This window comes from Streptomyces sp. NPDC005955 (assembly GCF_042871255.1).
Lineage (GTDB): Bacteria > Actinomycetota > Actinomycetes > Streptomycetales > Streptomycetaceae > Streptomyces.
In genome coordinates this window covers 140,121-159,452 of sequence record NZ_JBIAIF010000010.1, presented here as the reverse complement: position 1 = coordinate 159,452, position 19,332 = coordinate 140,121, and the positions used below count along the sequence as shown (strand labels likewise).

General features: G+C 73.0%; 18 protein-coding genes. 11 read left to right on the top strand and 7 right to left on the bottom strand.

Features of this window, described 5'->3' with window-relative positions; all coding sequences use genetic code 11:
* Nucleotides 1–122: 122 nt before the first annotated feature.
* Nucleotides 123–938 (top strand): nitrilase-related carbon-nitrogen hydrolase, encoded by an 816-nt coding sequence (locus ACFYOU_RS23525; protein ID WP_391308206.1) that lies wholly within the window; start codon nucleotides 123–125, stop codon nucleotides 936–938.
* A gap of 35 nt (nucleotides 939–973) precedes the next feature.
* On the opposite strand, the gene ACFYOU_RS23520 is transcribed toward ACFYOU_RS23525, so the two are convergent.
* Nucleotides 974–1,738 carry a TetR/AcrR family transcriptional regulator C-terminal domain-containing protein gene (locus tag ACFYOU_RS23520; RefSeq protein WP_391308204.1) on the bottom strand — a complete coding sequence of 255 codons (765 nt, stop codon included), beginning with the start codon at nucleotides 1,736–1,738 and terminating at the stop codon, nucleotides 974–976.
* A 159-nt stretch (nucleotides 1,739–1,897) separates the two neighbouring features.
* Here ACFYOU_RS23520 and ACFYOU_RS23515 point away from each other — a divergent pair, with 159 nt between their 5' ends.
* Nucleotides 1,898–2,821: an ATP-binding cassette domain-containing protein gene (locus ACFYOU_RS23515; RefSeq protein WP_391308202.1), complete on the top strand. Its 924-nt coding sequence runs from the start codon at nucleotides 1,898–1,900 to the stop codon at nucleotides 2,819–2,821.
* Entirely contained in the window at nucleotides 2,818–3,576 is a 759-nt protein-coding gene (locus ACFYOU_RS23510) for an ABC transporter permease (RefSeq protein ID WP_391308200.1), read from the top strand. The genes ACFYOU_RS23515 and ACFYOU_RS23510 overlap by 4 nt, the downstream gene beginning before the upstream one ends.
* An 11-nt stretch (nucleotides 3,577–3,587) precedes the next feature.
* Here ACFYOU_RS23510 and ACFYOU_RS23505 read toward each other — a convergent pair whose 3' ends face one another.
* From ACFYOU_RS23505 to ACFYOU_RS23495, 3 genes are all read right to left on the bottom strand, one after another.
* Nucleotides 3,588–3,998 (bottom strand): hypothetical protein, encoded by a 411-nt coding sequence (locus ACFYOU_RS23505; RefSeq protein WP_391308198.1) that lies wholly within the window; start codon nucleotides 3,996–3,998, stop codon nucleotides 3,588–3,590.
* Nucleotides 3,999–4,045: 47 nt separating this feature from the next.
* Nucleotides 4,046–6,319, bottom strand: coding sequence for an MMPL family transporter (locus ACFYOU_RS23500; protein ID WP_391308197.1), 2,274 nt, complete (start codon nucleotides 6,317–6,319; stop codon nucleotides 4,046–4,048).
* Nucleotides 6,320–6,452: 133 nt separating this feature from the next.
* Complete coding sequence (locus tag ACFYOU_RS23495; protein WP_391308196.1) at nucleotides 6,453–7,292, bottom strand: CAP domain-containing protein; 840 nt, start codon at nucleotides 7,290–7,292, stop codon at nucleotides 6,453–6,455.
* Between the two features lie 231 nt (nucleotides 7,293–7,523).
* Here ACFYOU_RS23495 and ACFYOU_RS23490 point away from each other — a divergent pair, with 231 nt between their 5' ends.
* Nucleotides 7,524–7,889, top strand: coding sequence for a PH domain-containing protein (locus tag ACFYOU_RS23490; protein WP_385489069.1), 366 nt, complete (start codon nucleotides 7,524–7,526; stop codon nucleotides 7,887–7,889).
* Here the strand turns inward: ACFYOU_RS23490 and ACFYOU_RS23485 are convergent.
* Both ACFYOU_RS23485 and ACFYOU_RS23480 read right to left on the bottom strand, forming a co-directional pair.
* Nucleotides 7,886–8,656, bottom strand: coding sequence for a response regulator (locus ACFYOU_RS23485; protein ID WP_391308194.1), 771 nt, complete (start codon nucleotides 8,654–8,656; stop codon nucleotides 7,886–7,888). The two genes, ACFYOU_RS23490 and ACFYOU_RS23485, sit on opposite strands and share 4 nt — an antisense overlap.
* Nucleotides 8,657–8,761: 105 nt before the next feature.
* A complete protein-coding gene (locus ACFYOU_RS23480) occupies nucleotides 8,762–10,027 on the bottom strand; it encodes a histidine kinase (RefSeq protein WP_391308193.1) in 1,266 nt (421 codons plus the stop codon).
* Between the two features lie 165 nt (nucleotides 10,028–10,192).
* Here ACFYOU_RS23480 and ACFYOU_RS23475 point away from each other — a divergent pair, with 165 nt between their 5' ends.
* The 5 genes from ACFYOU_RS23475 to ACFYOU_RS23455 all read left to right on the top strand — a co-directional run bounded on the left by ACFYOU_RS23475 (nucleotide 10,193) and on the right by ACFYOU_RS23455 (nucleotide 16,278).
* Nucleotides 10,193–11,326 (top strand): glycosyltransferase, encoded by a 1,134-nt coding sequence (locus tag ACFYOU_RS23475; protein WP_391308192.1) that lies wholly within the window; start codon nucleotides 10,193–10,195, stop codon nucleotides 11,324–11,326.
* A 679-nt stretch (nucleotides 11,327–12,005) separates the two neighbouring features.
* Complete coding sequence (locus ACFYOU_RS23470; RefSeq protein WP_389763929.1) at nucleotides 12,006–12,962, top strand: pirin family protein; 957 nt, start codon at nucleotides 12,006–12,008, stop codon at nucleotides 12,960–12,962.
* A gap of 597 nt (nucleotides 12,963–13,559) precedes the next feature.
* On the top strand, nucleotides 13,560–14,312 hold the full coding sequence (locus ACFYOU_RS23465) for a hypothetical protein (protein WP_391308190.1): 753 nt from the start codon (nucleotides 13,560–13,562) through the stop codon (nucleotides 14,310–14,312).
* Entirely contained in the window at nucleotides 14,309–15,253 is a 945-nt protein-coding gene (locus tag ACFYOU_RS23460; protein ID WP_391308188.1) for a DUF6895 family protein, read from the top strand. The genes ACFYOU_RS23465 and ACFYOU_RS23460 overlap by 4 nt, the downstream gene beginning before the upstream one ends.
* On the top strand, nucleotides 15,250–16,278 hold the full coding sequence (locus tag ACFYOU_RS23455) for a serine hydrolase (protein WP_391308186.1): 1,029 nt from the start codon (nucleotides 15,250–15,252) through the stop codon (nucleotides 16,276–16,278). Before ACFYOU_RS23460 ends, ACFYOU_RS23455 begins: the two co-directional genes overlap by 4 nt.
* Nucleotides 16,279–16,302: 24 nt before the next feature.
* On the opposite strand, the gene ACFYOU_RS23450 is transcribed toward ACFYOU_RS23455, so the two are convergent.
* The gene (locus ACFYOU_RS23450; RefSeq protein WP_391308185.1) at nucleotides 16,303–17,061 is read right to left on the bottom strand and encodes a tellurium resistance protein; all 759 of its coding nucleotides are present in this window, start codon (nucleotides 17,059–17,061) and stop codon (nucleotides 16,303–16,305) included.
* A 296-nt stretch (nucleotides 17,062–17,357) separates the two neighbouring features.
* On the opposite strand from ACFYOU_RS23450, the gene ACFYOU_RS23445 reads away from it, so the two are divergent.
* Together ACFYOU_RS23445 and ACFYOU_RS23440 are read left to right on the top strand one after the other, a co-directional pair.
* Nucleotides 17,358–18,815 carry a methyl-accepting chemotaxis protein gene (locus ACFYOU_RS23445; protein WP_391308183.1) on the top strand — a complete coding sequence of 486 codons (1,458 nt, stop codon included), beginning with the start codon at nucleotides 17,358–17,360 and terminating at the stop codon, nucleotides 18,813–18,815.
* On the top strand, nucleotides 18,812–19,312 hold the full coding sequence (locus tag ACFYOU_RS23440; RefSeq protein ID WP_391308181.1) for a hypothetical protein: 501 nt from the start codon (nucleotides 18,812–18,814) through the stop codon (nucleotides 19,310–19,312). Before ACFYOU_RS23445 ends, ACFYOU_RS23440 begins: the two co-directional genes overlap by 4 nt.
* Nucleotides 19,313–19,332: the final 20 nt, after the last annotated feature.

Sequence of the window (19,332 nt, the reverse complement as noted above, 5' to 3'; positions counted from 1 at the left end):
ACGGTCGGGGGTCCGGGGGCTCCCCGGAAAGGCACAGTACGCTGGTTGCGGGCACCCCGGCAGTGCTTTCGTGTGACGATCGTAGGCCGTGTCAACGGCTCCGACGCCAAGGCGGTGGTAGTGTGCGCGCCTCACTCATCCAGACCGGTCCGGACGACGCAGAGTCGATCGACGAACGTCGCGAGCGGGTCGCCGCGCTCGTGCGCGAACAGGGCGGGCGCCGCGGGGAGCGGGCGGACCCCGTGGACCTGGTGGTCCTCCCCGAACTGTGGACGGTCGGTGCGTTCTCCTTCCCGTCCTTCGACGCGGCTGCCGAGCCGCTTCAGGGCCCCACGCACGAGGCGATGGCCAAGGCGGCGAGCGACGCCGGGGTCTGGCTGCACGCCGGCTCGATCCCCGAACGCGACCCGGACGGCACGCTGTACAACACCTCGCTCGTCTTCGCGCCCGACGGTTCCCTCGCCGCGAGCTACCGCAAGATCCACCGGTTCGGCTTCGACCGGGGCGAGGCGGTGCTCATGGGCGCCGGCGAAGAACTCGTCACGGTGGCCCTGCCCGGGCTGACCCTGGGCCTCGCCACCTGCTACGACCTGCGGTTCCCCGAGTTGTTCCGGGGCCTGGTCGACCGGGGCGCCGACGCGCTGGTCATCCCCGCCGGCTGGCCCGAACGCCGGCGCGCCCACTGGTCGCTGCTGGCGCGGGCGCGTGCGGTGGAGAACCAGAGCTTCGTCCTGGCCTGCGGTTCCGCCGGGGAGCACGCAGGGGTGGCGCAGGCCGGTCACTCCGCGGTCTTCGACCCCTGGGGCGAGGTGCTCGGTGAGCTGCCGGACGCTCAGGAGGCGGTGCTCACCGTCGACTTCGACCCGGGTCAGGTCGCGACGGTCCGTGCGGAGTTCCCGGCCCTGAAGGACCGTCGCCTCGGCGTCCTCCCCCAGTAGGGCGGCGCCTTAGCACCGCGGCGGGCCCGTGCGGGTCAGGCGTCGGGTGCGTTCGTGCGCCGGGCGATCAGGAGGTCGAGGCCGTCGAGGATGCGGTCGAGGCCGAACCGGAAATCGGCGTCCGGGTCCTCGTCCACCCCGGTGAAGACGCCCGCGTCGAGCAACCGGGTGATCGCGGGCTGTCGTTCGGGGTCGGTGAAGCGCCGCAGGGTGTGCGCGTACCGGGCGAGGACCTGTTCGGGGGTGGCCCCGCTACGGGCGATCGCGTCGCGGTGGTCGGCGACGATCGTGGCGTCGGTGCGGACGTACCCGTAGATCAGGGTCATGATGCCCAGTTGCTCCGCGCCGTCCAGGCCGGTGGACTCCAGTGCGGCGAGGCCGCGTTCCATCCAGGCGACTTGGTGCGGGGCGGCGGGCGGGCTGGCGATCGGGAGGCGCAGGAGCCAGGTGTTGCGGTGCAGCACCTCGCGCTGGGCGTACGTCCAGGCGGTCAGGAGCGCGCGCCAACCGGTCGTGCCCTCGGGGACGGGCGGCGGAGTGCCCACGCCCGCGTCGGCCATCAGGAGGTACAGCTCGTCCTTGGCGGCGACGTACCGGTACAGGGACATCGTGGAGGCGCCGAGCTCCTTGGCGACCCGCCCCATCGAGACGGCTTCGATCCCCTCGCGGGCGGCGAGGGCGATGGCGGCGTTGACGATGCGATCGAGTCCCAGTCCGGGCCGCGGCCCCTTGGCGGGACGTTCCCGTAGGCCCCAGGCCATTTCCAGGCTGGCGGGGAGCCCCGTTTCCGGCTCCGACATCGCTGTTGCTCTCCCTGCTGCCGGTGGGCGGTTGACCCCCATCCTAGTTCTGTGTATTACTTACGCAATAGAGCGTATGGCATACGCAGAAGAGCGGCATGCGCAGAAGAGCCGCACGTTTCGCACGTGGGGTGCGCCGATCACGGGGAAGGGGAAGCCATGGGCGTTCACGCCACCGCCCTCATCAAGTCCTACGGCGAACTACGGGTCCTGGACGGTCTCCACCTCGACGTTCCGCCGGGCACCGTGCACGCGCTGCTCGGCCCCAACGGCGCCGGCAAGACCACCGCGGTGCGGATCCTCGCCACCCTCACCGCCGCCGACTCCGGCACCGCCCGCGTCGCCGGACACGACATTGCCGCCGAACGGTCCGCCGTCCGCGCCCGGATCAGCCTCACCGGACAGTTCGCGGCCGTCGACGACCTCCAGACCGGCGCCGAGACCCTGCGGATGATGGGACGACTCGCCGGACTCGGCGCCCGCGCCGCCCGCACCCGCGCCGACGAACTCCTCGACCGCTTCGACCTCGCGCACGCCGCCGGGCGCACCGCCGGCGAGTACTCCGGCGGGATGCGCCGCCGCCTCGACCTCGCCGCCGGCCTGGTCTCCCGGCCCACCGTCCTCTTCCTCGACGAACCGACCACCGGCCTGGACCCCCGCAGCCGACGGGACCTGTGGGAGGTCGTCCGCGAACTGCGCGCCGACGGCACCACCGTCCTGCTGACCACGCAGTACTTGGAGGAGGCGGACGTCCTGGCCGACCGCGTCAGCGTGTTGGACGGGGGCCGCATCGTCGCCGGGGGAACCGTCGCCGCGCTGAAGGAACAGGTGGCCGACCACCGGCTGGACCTCACCCTCGTCTCGCGCGCCGCCTACGAGCGGCTGCTCGCCCGGCTCCCCGGTGACGGCCACCACCGCGACCCGGACCGGCTCGTCATCGGACTGGCCACCGACGGCACCGCGGGGCACGTGCGCGGGTTGCTCGACGCGGTCGACCCGGACGGCACGGCGGTCGCCCGGTTCGCCCTGCGCACCGCCACCCTCGACGACGTCTTCCTCGCCCTGACGGGAGTCCCACGATGACCGCCGCACCGTTCACCACGGCCCGCACCATGGCGGGCCGCAGCCTGCGGATCAGCCGGCGCAGCCCGGACGCGCTGGTGACCGGCCTGGCGCTGCCGGTACTGATGATGCTGATCTTCGTCTACTTCTTCGGCGGGTCGATCGACACGGGCACCGACTACGTGACCTACGTGGTGCCGGGAACGATCCTGCTGTGCGCGGGCTTCGGCGCCGGCTCCACCGCCGTGTCGGTGGCCGAGGACATGAAGAACGGGATCATCGACCGGTTCCGGGCCGCGGACATCGGCGCCGTCCCGGTGCTCGCCGGGCACGTCACCGCCTCGGTGGCCCGCAACCTCGTCTCCACCGTCCTGGTGCTGGGCGTGGCGCTGGCCATCGGCTTCCGACCCTCGGCCGGGCCGGCCGGCCACCTCGCCGCGCTCGGCCTGGTCGCCGCCTGGATCGTCGCGATCTCCTGGCTCGCCGCGGCGCTCGGGCTGCTCGCCCGCACTCCCGAGGCGGCGAGCGGCCTCACGTTCCTGATGATGTTCCTCCCGTACCCGTCGAGCGCGTTCGTCCGGATCGAGACGATGCCCGCCTGGCTGCACGGCTTCGCGGAGCACCAGCCGCTGACCCCGCTGATCGAGTCGGTGCGCGACCTGCTCCTGGGCCGGGCCGCGGGTGACACCCCGTGGATCGCCCTGGCCTGGTGCGCCGCGGTCACCCTGCTGTCGCTGGCCCTGTCCCTGCCGCTGTTCCGCCACCGCACCCGTTGACCCGCGCGCCCTCACGGCCACGCGACCAGCGCCGTGAACAGGGGGTAGCAGGTCGCGGCCAGTACCGGGGCGCCGATCGCCAGGACGACGCGGCGCCGGCGCAGGAGGCGGCGGCCCGGCAGGACCCAGGACCACACCAGCAGCGCCCCGGCGCCCGCGAGCACCGCCCCGCAGAGCACGACCGCGAAGGTGTAGGACTCCTCGAAGCGGGCGAACTCCGCGGTGTCGCAGGAGATGCAGCCGAGTTGGGTCAGCAGCGCCATCCCGGCGATCACGGCGGCCACCGGGAGGAGGAGCACCGTCCCGATCAGCGGGGCGACCCAGGCGTGCGGGTCCGGCCCGTCGTGGGGGCCGGTGACACGGCGGACGGTGGCGGGGGCCGCGGCCGGGGCGGGGTGGTGCGCAGGGTGGTGAGCGGGCATGGGTCAAGCGAACCGGGTGCGCGGGTCGTGCGCCTGAGCGGTCGTACTCACTTCCCGTCCGCGGAACCACCCGGGGGCGGGGGAACGGGCGGGTGCGCGGCGACGGGCGCCTCGCCCTCCGCATGGAGCCTGGGCATGATCCGGTCGAGCCACCGGGGCGTCCACCACGCGGAGCGCCCCAGCAACGTCATCACCGCGGGCACCAGCAGCAGCCGCACCACGGTCGCGTCGATGAGCACGCTCACCGCGAGGCCGAGCCCCAGCATCTTCACCACGATGTTGTCGGAGATCACGAACGCGGCGAAGACACTGACCATGATCAACGCGGCGCAGGTGATGACCCGTGCGGTGATCTCCAGCGCGTGCGCGACGCTCGCCCCGGGGTCACCGGTCCGTAGCCACGCCTCGTGGATGCGGGACAGCAGGAAGATCTCGTAGTCCATGCTCAGACCGAAGACGATGGCGAACATCATCATCGGCACGTAACTCTCGATGGGCACCGTCCCCGACACCCCGAGCGCCGGACCGCCCCACCCCCACTGGAACACGGCGACGACCACCCCGTACGAGGCGGCGATGGACAGCACGTTGAGCACGGCCGCCTTCAACGCGACGAGGACGCCCCGGAAGACCACCAGGATGACGAGGAACGCCAGCCCGACCACGGCGGCGATGATCCACGGCAGCCGGGCGGAGACGATGTCCAGGAAGTCGACCTGCGCGGCGGTCGTCCCCGTGACGTACCCGTGCGCCTCGGTGCCGGACACGGCCTCGGGCAGCACGTCGTCGCGGAGCCGGTTGACCAGGTGGGTGGTCCGCTCGTCCTGCGGGGCGGCCACCGAGTACGCGGTGCCGACCAGGACGTCCCCGTCGGAGGTGGCCTTCAACGGGGTGACGAACGCGGTGTCGGGCACCCCGGTGAGCGCCCGTTGCGCCTCGGTGGCGAGCGCCGCCCGGTCCGCCTGCGGTACGGAGGACTGGTCGATGACGAGGGTCAACGGGCCGTTGGAGCCGGGACCGAACGCCGACGACATCAGGTCGAAGGCCCGCCGGTCGGTGAACGACTTCGGGTCGGCACCGTCACCGATGTGCCCCAGTTGCAGGGAGAACACCGGTACGGACAGCACCGCGAGGACCGCGACGCCCGCACCCGTGTACCACCAGGGGCGCCGCTCCACGCGCAGGGCGTAACGGTGCCAGGCCCCGGCGACCTCCGCCCCCGGCTCGGCGTCCGTCTCGGCCACGGGGGTACGCACCCGCAACCGGTCGATGTGCCGTCCGACCAGCCCGAGCAGCGCCGGTACGAGGGTGAGCGCGCCCAGCACCGCGGTGACCACGGTGACCGCCGCGGCGAGCCCCAGCTTGCCGATGAACGCGATGCCCGACACCCACAGCCCGGACAGCGCGATGATCACCGTGCAGCCGGAGAGCAGGACCGCGTGCCCGCTGGTGGCGGCGGCCCCGCCGGCGGCGGCCACCGGGTCCCGCCCGTCCATCAACCCCTGGCGGTGCCGGGTGACCAGGAACAGGGCGTAGTCGATGCCGACGCCCAGCCCGATCATCGTGGCGAGGGTCGGCGAGACCGTGGCGAACGTGGACGCGGCGGCCAGCAGGGCGAGCAGCGCCAGCCCGCAGATCACGCTGATCAGCGCGGTGACCAGGGGGAGGAGGGCCGCGACGACGCTGCCGAAGCCGATCAGCAGCACGACGATCGCCACGGCGAAGCCGATGACCTCGCTGAGCCGGTCGTTGGGCTCCGGGCGGGCCAGTTCGCCCAGCGGCCCGCCGTACTCGACGTCGACGCCCGCGGAGCGGAGCGGCTGCACCGCGTCGTCCACCCCGTGCAGGTAGTCCTCGCCCAGGGTGGACGGCTGGACGCTGAACCGGACGGTGATGTAGGCCGTGCGCCCGTCGGCGGAGAGCGGACCGACGTCCGGCTGCCCGGACGGGGTCGGGGGAGCGGTGAGCGGGTTCTGTGCGGACAGGACGTCCGGGAGCCCCTGGAGCGAGGCCACGGCCCGGCCCACCTCGTCGCTGACCGAGGAGAGGGGGCGCGCGGTGTCGTTCAGGACGACCTGGGCGCTGTAGCCCCCGGCGGCCGGATCGTGCTCCTTCAGCACGTCGAGACCGTGCTGCGACTGGGTGCCCGGCAGCGAGAAGTCGTCCGAGTACGTGCCGCCGTACGCGTGGTGCAGCACCTGGAGTCCGGCGAGCGCCGCCAGCCAGAGGACCAGTACCGCGATCGCGTGCCGGGCGCAGAACTCCCCGACCCGCCTCAGGAGTCCGGGCCGGTCCGCGTGCGGAACGCCCGTGGCTGCCATGCCCCGAGTCGAACACCTGGGGCTGCTCCCCGCACGCCGGCCCGTCGATACGGGTGACGCCGCGCGCCGCGGCCAGCTCCTCGCGTCACTCCTCGCGTCACCTCTCGCGTCACTTCTCGGGTCACTCCTCGCGTCACTTCTCGGGTCTGGCGAACACCTGCGTCCAGTGCGGCCCGTCGGCGGCTTCGGCGGCCCGGTCGACGCCGAGACCCATGTGGGTGAAGGGGCAGTGGAGGATGTTGGCGCGGTGCCCGGGGCTGGCCATCCATCCGTCCATCGCCGCGCGTGCGGTCCGCGGTCCGGCGGCCACGTTCTCCCCGACGACGGACCAGGCGTACCCCGCGGCGGTGACCCGGTCCCCCACGCTGCGTCCCTCCGGCGAGGCGTGACCGAAGTACCCCCGCAGGCCCATGTCCTGGCTGTGTCGGGCCGCCGCCCGGTTCAGCCGGGGGTCGACGGTGACGGGACGGCAACCCACCCGGACCCGCTGGGCGTTGACCAGTGCGGTGACCTGGGCGATCAGGCCACCCGATCCGGCGGCGACCGGGGCCGGCGCGGGCTGCTGGGGTGCGGGCTGCTGGGGTGCGGGGCGTTCGCGCGGTGCGGGTTCCGGTGCGGGCTTCGCGGTGGGTTCCGGTGCGGGGGGCCGGGCCGGGTCGGGGGCCGGCTCGGTGGTGGGGGGCTCGGTGGCCGTCGGGGCGTCCGGTGTTCCCCCGGGCGCGGGGGCTCCGGAGACGGCGGGCGCCCCGGCGGTCGGTGGGGCGGGGGCGGTTGCTGGCGACGGGGCTGCGGCGGTTGCCGGGGTCGGGGCGGTTGCTGCGGACGGGGACGGGGCGGGGCTGCCCGCGCCCACCGTCGCCGTGCTCAGCGTGACGACCACGGCGAGCGCGCCCCACGCCCGTCTGCCGCGGACCGGGCGCCGCTTCCCGGTTCGCGTGATGGCTCCGGTCGGTGTGGGTGGCTCGTCGTACACGGTGGTCCTCAGGGTGGGCGGCCCGGCTGCTCCGGGTGAACCGGTCCGGCGCCCCGAGAGGCCCGAACTCCCCTTCCGTATAACAGAAGTGGGACAGGGGACGCCCGCCTTCGCCCCGGGGAAGACCCCGTTCGTGTGGACTGCTCCCCGCACGTGCGACCTTGCTCGTCGGCGACATGACCTCACGTGTACAGTCGTAAATTCGTACGAAACTCACATGGGGGGCAGGTCATGGCACTGTTCGGAAACGCGCACACGATCGACCCGAACCAGGCGGCGCAGGACTACGCCAAGCTGTTGGGACACGGCGAGCAGGTCCACGCGGCCTACCAGTTGGTCCGGGACTCGATCCTCTTCACCGACCGCCGGCTCATCCTGGTCGACAAGCAGGGCATCACCGGCAAGAAGACCGAGTACCACAGCATTCCGTACCGGAGCATCACGCACTTCGCGGTCGAGACCGCCGGCACCTTCGATCTCGACGCCGAGCTGAAGCTCTGGGTCTCCGGCAACTCCGTGCCGATCCAGAAGACGTTCACCAAGGGCGTCGACATCTACGAGGTCCAGGCGATCCTCACGCAGTTCGTGGCGCGCTAAGCGATCCGCCCGACGCGACTGCCCACCTCCCGGACGGACACCGGACCGTCCGGGAGGCGGACGTCACCCCCTCCCGCCTCGTCCGGATCACCCGGGCGCACCATCCCCCACTCATAGGCCGTGATCACGGCCTGAGCCCGGTCCCGCAGCCCCAACTTGGCGAACAGCCGGTTGATATGGGTCTTCACGGTGTGGTCGGTGATGGTGAGCCGGACGGCGATCTCGGCGTTCGACAGGCCCCGGGCGATCAGCATCAGCACCTCCGCCTCGCGCGTGGTGAGCCCTTCGACGCGGCGCACCGGCCGCACACCCGCCCGGCTGCTCACGAAGTCGCCGATCAGCCGTTTGGTGATCTCCGGTGACAGCAGGGCGTCCCCGGCCGCCACGACCCGTACGGCGTGCAGGAGTTCGGGGAACGTCGCGTCCTTGAGCAGGAACCCGCCCGCACCGGCGGCCAACGCGTCGTACACGTACTCGTCGAGGCCGAACGTCGTCAGCATCAGCACCTTGGGGGCGTCGACCGGGTCGGCGAGGATCTCGCGGGCCGCCTCTATGCCGTTCATGTGCGGCATCCTGATGTCCAGCAGGACCAGGTCGGGGCGCGTCCGTGCGGTGACCCGCACCGCCTGCACCCCGTCCTCCGCCTCGCCGACGACCTCGATGTCGTCCTGCGTCGACAGCAGATTGACGAATCCGGTCCGCACCACCGACTGGTCGTCCGCGACGACCGTCCGGATCACCCCGTCCGTACCGCCACTGCCCCTCATGCTCCGCATCTCCTTTCCGCCACTGGTCGCCTCCGGTCGCCGCCCATCACCGTCACCCGCCACCCGTCTCCTCTTGCTGGCCGCAGGTCGCCGAGGGGGTGCCGTTCACCACGGGAGTTCCGCGACCACGGTGAAGCCCCCGGCCGGTCCTGCTCCGGCGGTGAGGCGTCCTCCGACCAGGGCGGCGCGCTCCCTCATGCCGTTGAGTCCGTGTCCGTCACCGCACGGGCCGGGCGGGACGGGGGAGCCGGGCGGGTCGGGCTGATCGGGCGGGTCGGGTGAGGCCCGCGCCGCGCCGGGCCCGTCGTCCCGGACCCGCACCACCAGCAGTCGGTCCGTGCCGTAGTCGACCTCCACCAGCGTACGGGCGCCCGGCGCGTGCTTGCGGGCATTGGTCAGGGCCTCCTGGGCGATGCGGTAAGCGGACAGTTCCCAGACGGCGGGCAGGGCGACTCGCTCCCCGATGACCGTCAACTCCGCCCGCCCACCCACCGCACGGTGCTGTTCCAGCAGCGCGGGCAGGTGCTCCAAGGTGGGCTGCGGAGCGGTCAGCACCTCGCCCGGCTCGCCAGGGGTGCGCAACACCCCGAGCAGTCGCCGTAGTTCGTCCATCGAGGCACGGGCGTTCCCGGCTATCTGTTGGAAGCCCTCGCGGGCCTCGGCCGTCAGGCCCGGCGTCGTGTACGTGGCACTCTCCGCCTGGACGGCGATCATCGACACCGAGTGGGCGACGATGTCGTGCAGTTCGCGGGCGATGGCCGCCCGTTCCTCCGCCGCCGCCTCCCGTCTCTCCATCGCTATCAGCCGGGCCTGCGACCGGGCGCGCTCCCGCCGGGTCTCGTCCCGGGCCCGGACCGCGTCCCCCATCGCGACCGCGCCGATGACCACGACCGTCAGGATGAACGCCTCCGCGAACAGCCCGAGCGAGGCGCGCTCTCCGATGGCGGGGACCACCACACCGTCGATGGGCGGCCAGGTCGCTATGTGCACCAGGTTCACGGCCACGGCACCGAGCAGTCCGCCCAGCACCAGGACCGCCGGGTGCTGCACCCGGTTCCGGGCGAGGGTGTAGACGCCGCACAGCCCGCTGACGATCGTGACCAGGTAGAAGCTGTAGTCGGCGGCGAAGGCGACGAGCCCCGCGGCGACCGTGAGGAACCCGATGGGCGGGCACACGCGCCTCCACACCAGGGACACCGCGGACACCAACACCCCCACGTCCGCCCAGAGCGAGGCGGCCGGTATCCAGATCAGCTCCAGTACCGCGAGGCAGGTGAGGACCCACCCGGTGGCGCTGTAGTAGGCGGACGTGCCAGTCCAACCAGCCCACGAGCGCAGCCGGGCGGTGCGGAGGATCGGTGCAACGCCCATGCGCTCACCGTACGGACGGCAGGAGCGAGACCACATCAACCCGTGGTGTGAGGTGCGGGTTGGCACCGTCGTATGACGCCCCGCCGGCCTTCCCGTTCCTACTCTCGTCGTCGACGGGCGCCGAACGGACTGCGTGCCCGAGTCCCCCCACCTCAGGAGACCTGCATGCGCACGCTGATCGTCACCAACGACTTCCCGCCCCGGCAGGGCGGCATCGAGACCTTCGTCGGCGCCCTCGCGGACCGCTTCCCCGCCGACGGGGTCGTCGTCCTGACCTCGGCGGAACCCGGTGCCGCCGCGCACGACGCCGCGCTCCCGTACCCGGTCGTGCGGACCCGGGCCCGCACCCTCCTGCCCACCCCGGCGGCGACGACGAAGGCGGTGCGGTTGGCGCGCCGCCACGGCTGCGACCGGGTCTGGTTCGGTGCGGCGGCCCCGCTCGGCCTCATGGCGCGGCGGCTGCGGCGGGAGGCAGGGGTGCGGACGGCGGTCGCGACCACCCACGGCCACGAGGTCTGGTGGGCACGGACGCCCGGTACTCGCGGCCTGCTGCACCGCATAGGCACGCATACCGACGTGGTCACCGTGCTGGGCCCCGCAACCGGCCGCCCGATAGCGGCGGCGCTGCCGCCCGGCGCCCGGGTGGAGCGGCTGGTCCCCGGTGTCGATACGGCGGTCTTCCGGCCCGGGCTGGACGGCACCCCGGCTCGGGCGCGGTACGGCCTCGGTCGTCGCCCGGTGATCCTGTGCGCCTCCCGGTTGGTGCCCCGCAAGGGGCAGGACACCTTGGTCCGGGCGTTGCCGTGGGTACGCCGGGTGATCCCGGACGCGGTGCTGCTGCTGGTCGGGGACGGCCCCCACGAAGCGGAGCTGCGAAGACTCGCGGAGACGGAAGGGGTGGCGGACGGCGTGGTCTTCGCGGGCGGCCACCCGCACGGCGAACTGCCCGGGTACTACGCGGCCGCCGACGTCTTCGCCATGCCGTGCCGTACCCGCAGACGGGGGCTGGAGGTGGAGGGGCTGGGCATCGTCTACCTGGAGGCCGCCGCGTCCGGGTTGCCGGTCGTCGCGGGTGACTCCGGTGGCGCCCCGGACACCGTGCGCGACGGGGAGACGGGCTACGTGGTCGACGGCCGGTCGGTGGCGGCGGTGGGCGACCGTCTGATCCGGCTGCTGCGGGACGGCCGGCTCGCGTCCGACATGGGGGCGAAGGGGCGCGCGTGGGTCCGGGCCGAGTGGAACTGGGACCACTCGTACGAGGTGCTGCGCGGCTTGCTGGAGCCGTCGCGCCGGGGCTGACCGTACGGCGATGGGGTGGCCCCGTGCCGGAGCGCGGCCGACTCTGCTCGGCGGTGTGCCGGCCTCGCCGGGTGGGGGTGACCTGTTCAGCGGTGCGGCTGGTCCCGCGTGGGGGTGGGGAGGGGAGGGGGGAAGGGGGGAGGGGGTGCCCCCCTGGCGGTGGGCCCGGCATGGGGGCTGACCCCCTTACCCCCCTTGGCGGTGGGCCCGGCCGCGCCACGGCGGGACCGAAGCCAGCCGCGGCGGCACCGACCCGCGCCACGGCGGGACCGACCCCGTTCGGCGGCGGGGGCTGATTCCGCGTTGCGGTGTGGTTGACCCGTTCGCCGGTCGGGGCTGATCCCGCGCTGCGACGTGCCCGACCCGTGCACCGGTGGGGTTGGTCCCGTGCCAGGGCGGGGCCGACCTGCTTGGCGGTGGGCCCGGCCGCGCCACGGCGGGACCGAAACCAGCCACGGCGGGACCGCCCCTCGCCGCGGCGGACCGGTCCCGCGCCGGCCGGTCCCGCCTCGATGGGACCGGCCTCGCCCAGCAGCAGTACTTGGAGAATCCAAGCGCGTGGCGGGGACGTTTCCGTCTTTCGGGGTCGGGTGGGTCGGCCCGGTGGTGCAGGGGAATGCTTTCCAGTGGCAGAAAGTTCTACATTCAACTAAACTCGGATCACGAGGAGGTCCCCACCATGCCCGCTGTGACCGTTGAGAACCCGCTGACCCTGCCCCGCGTGGCTGCACCGAAGGACGCCGACGCGCGTCCGGTGCTGGCCGTGAGCACCGCTCCGACCGGCTTCGAGGGCGAGGGATTCCCGGTCCGCCGGGCCTTCGCCGGGATCAACTACAAGTACCTGGACCCGTTCATCATGATGGACCAGATGGGCGAGGTCGACTATGCGCCGGGTGAGCCGAAGGGAACGCCCTGGCACCCCCACCGCGGCTTTGAAACCGTCACCTACATCATCGACGGCACCTTCATCCACCAGGACTCCAACGGCGGTGGCGGGACCATCACCAACGGTGACACCCAGTGGATGACGGCGGGTTCCGGCCTGCTGCACATCGAGGCCCCGCCGGAGCAGCTGGTGATGTCCGGCGGCCTGTTCCACGGTCTCCAGCTGTGGGTCAACCTGCCCGCCGCCGACAAGATGAAGGACCCCCGCTACCAGGACATCCGCGGTGGAGAGATCCAGTTGCTCACCACGCCCGACGGCGGTGCGCTGCTCCGGGTGATCGCCGGTGAGCTGGACGGACACGAGGGTCCCGGCATCACCCACACGCCGATCACGATGGTCCACGCGACCGTACGCCCCGGCGCGGAGGTCACCCTGCCCTGGCGGCAGGACTTCAACGCCCTGGCGTACGTCCTCGCCGGGCGCGGCACCGTGGGCACGGACCGTCGCCCGATCCACCTCGGCCAGACCGCGGTCTTCGGCAACGGCTCGTCGATCACCGTCCGCGCGGACGAGTCGCAGGACGCCCACACTCCGGACCTGGAGGTCGTCCTCCTCGGCGGACGGCCGCTGCGCGAGCCGATGGCCCACTACGGTCCCTTCGTCATGAACACCCGCGAAGAGCTCCAGCAGGCGTTCGAGGACTTCCAGAAGGGTCGGCTCGGCACGATCCCGGCGGTCCACGGCATGTGACCCCGGGGCGTCCGCCCCGTCCGCCCGCAAGTCCACGGCCCCGTCCGGCCCCCCAGCCGGACGGGGCCGTTCGACGTCCACCCGCGCGGGCGCCCGCACCGCGTGCAGCCGGACCCTGCACGAGCGCCTCGTCCCGGCGGCCCTCCGCACTCCTCCGGCGCGGGGTCACCCGGGGGCAAGACGCGGTAGCCGACACCGAGTTCCTGCCGAGTTCACCGCCGAGTTCACCGCCGAGTTCACCGCCGAGTTCCGCACCGATTTCACCGCCCCGGCCGCCCCGATGCCGGACATCCAGGACACGCCGCCTTTCGGGTGAATATCAGAACTTCGCCGCTCTAAGTCTTGTATGAACGGCTAGCCTCATTAGCAGCATCGCCACATAAGTGGTGATACGTCTCTACCAAAGGAGGCACTGATGCTCGCTCAGAAGGACATTCGCATCGTCGCTACCTCTACTGAGGCAACGGCCGTAGGAACACTGATGCTGGAGCCGGAGACCACGGTCAGCGGCGCTCCCATCTACGCGCCGGAGTCCCTCGGTCTTCTGCTGCTCGCCCTGCTCCTGTCCCCCAAGGAGCCGAGGGAGCCGAAGAGTAAGTGAGCTCTCGGGCGAACTTCGCTGCGGCGGCAGACGAACTCGCCACCCGTGTCCTCAGCGCCCTTCGCGGCGCCGAGGACACGGCGTTCATCGCCCGCCATTTCCACACCGCTCCCGATGCGTTGGCCGCTCTCGCCGCCATCCGGGTCATCGGCGCGGACGCCTTCACCCCGCACGTGCTCACCGGCGTTCCCTTCCACACGGAGGACGCCGCCGCCGTGGCCCAGTCGTTCGACGCCTTCCCGGCGTCGGTCGTCGGCTCCCCGGCCCCCGGCGACGGTGGCGTCGTCGCCTGGCGCGACTGGGCGACCGGGCAGCTCCTGACCCGCTTCGGCGGGGAGCGCGCCCCCGGCACGGACGCCCCGCCCCCCACCGCGGCCGACGCCCTCACCGACACCGGCGACTGGCAGCAGTGGTCCGTACGGATGGCGCAGCTCGCCTCGCTCGCCACCCCCGGTCTCGACGGCCCGGTGCACGAGGCGGCCCGCGGTGCGGCGCTGTCCCTGTCCCGCGGCGTCACCCGTTCGTTGCTGCGCCGCGACTACTCCACCGCCGTCCGGCTCATCCGTTGGCTCGCCTGGCTCCACCACGAGGGCGTCGCACTGCCGCTCGACCCGGTGACGACGACGGAGCACGTACGGATCCTGGGCGGAACGGGCCCCCGCGCCGCGGTCGACCTCGCGGTCGCCCGGCACCTGCTCGAAGGCCAGCTCCCCCAGCACCCGCAGGACCCGGAGGCGGTACGCAGATGACGGTTCCCGAGTCCGTGGCCGTGGCGGCCCGGAGCATGGCCGACCGGGGCCTGTCCTGGCTGCACGCGAACCGTGCCCACGGCGCGTTCCCCCAGGGCGGCACGGAGACGCTCGCCGAACCCGACAGCGTCTACAAACCCCTCAGCGAGACCGCGCTCGCCGCCTCCGTCATCCTCCGCGACGGGGTCGCCGGGCCGGGTCAACTGGTGGCGGCCCAGAGCCTGTTGGACTTCTGTTGGGACCAGTTCCGGCAGGGCGACATGTTGTACGAACGCCAGCTCCAACACGTCCTGATGACCGACCCGCTGGAGACCTACGCGACCTTCGCCCGCTGCGGATACCGTCACGCGGACCTGCACCGGCTGCTCACCCACCTCACCGGATTGCGTTCGGTCGAGGGCATCGAACACGTGCCCAACCGCAAGCTCGCGGTCGCGAACGCCGCCCGGGTCGTGGGCCTGGACCGCCGGGACGACTGGGCCGCGCTCACCCGCGACACCTGGCTCGGCGCCCTGCCCGAACCGTGGGCCATCAACTGGATCACCGGTTACGCGGTCACCCACACCGTCTTCCACCTCACCGACTGGGGCAGCCGCCCCCAGGGCCTGTCCCCGCAGATCACCGAGTACCTGCGCACCTGGCTACCGGTGTGGATCGACATCTGGCGCGAGGTCGCCCAGTGGGACCTGGTGGGCGAACTCCTCATCGTCGGCGCCAGCCTGGACGATCCCTACTGCAACCCCGAGGACTGGCAGATGCTCGCCGACCTCCAACAGGAGGACGGCTTCGTGCCCCGCGACGGCGACCCCGTCGACGAGGATCCGGCGCTGCGCTTCGCGGACCACCAACACACCGTCGTCGTCACCGCGGTGGCCGGCTCCGTCGCCCTCGCCCGGGCCGCGGGGGACCGGGCCGTCGGGGACCGGGCGGGCGCCCGGTGACCGACCCGCTCCTCGACGCCCGGCTACGGCCACTGCTCCACGCCGCCAAGGGCGCGACAGCGGTGGCCGTGGCGGCCGGACACGGCGACGAGCGCCTGTTGCTGACCCGGGGGAGCACGCCGGAGACCCGCTTCGAGACCGGCTCGGTCACCAAGACGTTCACCGCGCTGCTGCTCGCGGAGCTCGCCGCCCGACGCGAGGTCCGCTACGACGACCCCGTCAGCCGCTATCTGCCCCGTCGGGTGCCATGCCCCCCGATCACCTTGCTGCACCTGGCCACCCACACCTCCGGGCTGCCCCGGCTGCCCCCGGGCCTGCTCACCGGCTCGGCCCGGCGCGCCTGGTTCAGCAACCCGTACGCCGACTTCACCACCACCGACCTGATGGATTCGCTCGCCCGCACCCGGCTGCACCACCGGCCCGGCGCCCGGGTGCGCTACTCCAACTTCGGGGCCGGGCTCCTCGGGCACGCACTGGTCCGGGCCGCCGGTGGTCGCGACGACGGGGACGCGGCCGGCTACCCCGCACTGCTGGCCGAACGGGTCCTGACCCCGCTGGGCCTCGCGGACTCCGACTGCGACCCCCACCGTCCCCAGGCGCGGGGGCACTGGCACGGGAAGCCCCGGCCGGCCTGGCGCATCCCCGGCCTGCCCGCCGCCGGCGCCCTGCGCTCCAGCGCCCGGGACCTGCTCACCACGCTGACGGCCCTGCTCGACCCCGCGGCCAGCGCGGCGCCCCCGAGCCTGCGCGCCGCCCTCGCCGACGTGCAGCGCCCGCGGCTGGTGCTCCCCCGCACCGACAACCGCCTCTGTCTGGTCTGGAACCTCCGACCCCGGCAGGGTCGCCCGCTCCTGCACCACTCCGGTGGCACCCGGGGGTTCACCGCCTTCGTGGGTTTCCTCCCCCGCTCCGGCACCGCGCTCGCCGCCCTCGCGAACACCGCGCCCACGCCCCTCGCCCCCTTCGTGCAGTCCGCGTACGGGACCCTGTGCGCATGGGAGGCCCGGGATCCCGCAACGTCCTGAACCGCCCCGCGCGGGACGTCCGCCTCAGCGTTCGCCCTTCGTCGCGTACACCCATTCGAAGCCGAACCCGTAGGCCGCGTCGATCTGTTGGTGGATCCACAGCTCCGGCGCCGGACGGAACCACCGCACCTCCCGGCGCAGGGACAAACCGTCGACGGCCGGACGGACCAGGGCGATCGCACACGCGGTCGCCCCGGTCGGTGAATCGTCGAGGTCGATCCGGACGTCCTGCTGACCCGGAGCGGACACCGTCACCGCGGCACCCAGACTGCGGAAGTCGACGGCGCCCTCGTACACGTACACGTAGAGCAGCAGCCGTTCGAAGAGGTGGGCGTGGTCCAGGCTGACGCGCAGGGTCTCGCCGTCGGAACTGGCACCGGTGCGGTCGTCCTGGTCGAGGCTGACGTACGGCCATGCGGTGAGGGACCCGTACGCGTCGCCGAGCGCCTGGACCGCCGTGCCGTCGCCCTCCCGGCAGGCGACCAGACAACCGAGGTCCAGGTCGGCGTCCACCCCGGGCCGCCAGTTGAGGTTGGCCTGGAGGACGCCCCGCCCGCCGATCCGGGTCTGCGGTCGCGCGGCGGACAGCACCAGCGGCTCCGGCGCACCGGGCTCCCGCGCACCCGGTTCCGGTGCGCGCAACCGGGTCGGGGGGCGGGGACGCTCCTCCTGCCGGGACGGAGCCGGGGCGGGCGCGGTGGGCGCAGTGGGCGCGGTGGGCCCGCGCAGATCGATCACCTGACGTCTTCGGTCGTCCCCGGGACGGTGTTCACTGGTGTGCATCGGGCCCCCTCTGCGGTCCCCAACTCCCTTGGAAACAAGCCGGATCATATGCCCTGTCCGCGCCTTGTGCGCTAGTATCGGCGGCTGCGCGCGGGGGTCACGGGGGTGAGTACGACCGGCGCGCGGGGGCGGGCGGCCGGCCCGATCCGGAAGGTCCGCGGTGCGGTGTGCCACCGTTCGACGCCGTCACCGTTGTCGCCGTTCACGGTGTCCTTCCGTGTCCCCTCTTGTACGCTCCGTTCCCCTGCCCGTTGCGTCCGATCCGTCTTCTCCGTCCACTGTTCTGTGGGGTGTTCATGCCCGTTGGGGTACTGGCCGACCGTTCGGCGGTCGCCGGACAGCTGAGGTACCTGGCCGACCAACCCGGGCTCGCGCGACGGCGGGACGAGCTCAGCACGCTCGCCGACGCGCTCCAGGGAGTCGGTGACAGCGATCTCGAACCCTGGACGGAACTCGACCTGTTGGACGCCTACGCCCGCCCGGAGAGCGTCCACGTACCGGACGGCGACGACGGGCGGCGCGGACTCTGGGGTCTGTTGGAGGCGGTGCTCGGCGCCCTGGTCTTCGTTCCCCTGCTGCTCACCTGGATCGGACTCACCCGGGCGTCGAGCGCGTACGAGGCGCTGATCGGGGCGGACCCGAAGATGGCGGCCCGACCGTTCCTCCAGCTGTGGCAGACCGGCTTCGAAGGGCGACTGACCGGCTGGTCCACCTTCGGGAACGTGGCGATGCTGGCGACCGGGGCGATCGTCGTCCTGCTGGTCCTCACCACCGTGCACGGCATCCGACGCGCCCGCGAGGACCGCCGGGAGGCCGAGGCGCAGCGCACGGCCGACGACCTGCTCGCCCGGCTCGTCCCCGTACTGACCAAGGCGCAACTCCTGCTCAACGAGGAGAAGCTGACCTCGCCCGCCCGGTTCACCAGTGAACTCAGCAAAGCAGCCGGCTCGTTGGGGTCTTTGGTGCGGCGGTCCGCCACCACGCAGAAGGAGCTGACGGCCGCCGCGTCCGTGGTGGGGGAGGCCGTGGACAGCGCGGAACAGCGGCTCGCGGGGGTGGAGGCCGCGGCCCGGCCCCTGGAGGAGGCCGCGCACCGCATCGAGACGGCGGTCCGCACCACGGGCGGCGACGTGGGCAAGGCCCTCGACGGCGTCCGCACCGTCAACGGCGAGGTGCGGGACGCGTTGGGGCGGGCCGGGGAGCGGGTGGAGGACTCGGTCCACACCCTGGGCGCCGCCCAACGTTCGTTCACCACGGCGACGGAGGTGGCCACGGACGTGTCGGCCCGTGTGCTGGACCGGCTCGGGGAGGTCACCGAGGACACGGCGCGGGCGGTCGCCGGCTCCCAGGAGGCGGCGAAACGGCTCGCCGAGGAGGCCCGGGCCCTGCGGGAGACCGCCGAACGGTTCGCGGAACTCGTCGCGGTGGTCGCGGAGGCGGCGCGCGAGGGCGCGTTCCGCCCCCGGGTGCCGGGCCCGGCCGGCCACCCGGAGCAGGGCGCTTCGACATCGACCGGTCGGACGTCGGTGAACTCGTCGTCGGGCGACCCGACCGTGGTCGACCAGACGTTGGTCAAGCCGACCCTGGCCAACCAGCCGCCCGGCTCCAGCAGCACCGAGGGGCGCACCGGCACCGGAGTGGAGAGCGCCGCCCCCTACGGCCCGTGGCTCGACGACGAGCCGCAGGACGCCCGTCCCGTCGACGGCGGTGACACGCCCGCGCCCGGCGCGCTGCCCCCGGCGGGCCACCGGTGAGGCCCCCGGGGAGGCGGCCGGCGCGTCCCCGCCGGTTCAACGCCCTGCACCTGGCGGGCTGGCTCTTCGCGGACCTGCTGCTGGTCCTCGCGCTGGTCGCGATGGGCGACCAGGGCGACCCGGTCAAGGCCGCGGAGGGCAAGCGGCCCGGCTCTTCGGCGTCGGCGGACGGCAAGCCGCCGGCGAAGCCGAAGGGTCCGCGCGCGGTCAACCGCAAACCGGTGCGGGTCTCCATCGCGGCGTCCCGCGGTGACGGGTCCCGCATCGTGCGCCAACTGCGCGCGGTGACCGCGAAGCACCGGGGCCGGCAGGCCGCGTTCGTCCTCACCTTCGGGCGGCACGGTGAACCGGGCGCCGGCGGCGACTACGCGCACCGGGTCAACTCGCTGTTGACGAAGGCCCGTCCGAGCATGTTCAAGGGGGCGACGACCCGCGACTTCTGGAAGGGCGGGGCCGCCGGTTCCGCCGATCTGGAGATCTACTTCTACACCTACTGAAGCGACCGTTCCGCAGCGCA